Consider the following 243-nt stretch of genomic DNA (forward strand, 5'->3'; position numbering starts at 1 on the left):
GATTCTATGCGGTCCCTGCTCAAATGATTCGCTCTTCAACCTGAAAAAGGCTTGCTTTTGAACAGAGTATCTACGATTGAGCGGTAGTCGTGGGGGTTGATGTTGATGTTGATGTTGATTTTGGGGTTGATGTTGATGTTGAAGTGGCAGTTGACGTTGACCTTTTCCGCATTGAAGCAGCTGCCAAAAGTCGGAGTCAGGCAGGGGATAAGAGTGACGCATGTTTGAGCGTAGCGAGTTTGC

The 243-nt window shown here is 47.3% G+C and carries 1 protein-coding gene; it reads right to left on the bottom strand.

Going from position 1 to position 243, the window contains the following annotated elements; translation table 11 throughout:
* Positions 1 to 35: 35 nt before the first annotated feature.
* Positions 36 to 243: hypothetical protein (locus QN370_RS20655; protein WP_323581838.1), on the bottom strand; the 208-nt coding region annotated here is incomplete at its 5' end.

It is taken from the genome of Actimicrobium sp. CCI2.3 (genome assembly GCF_035019065.1).
Lineage (GTDB): Bacteria > Pseudomonadota > Gammaproteobacteria > Burkholderiales > Burkholderiaceae_D > Actimicrobium.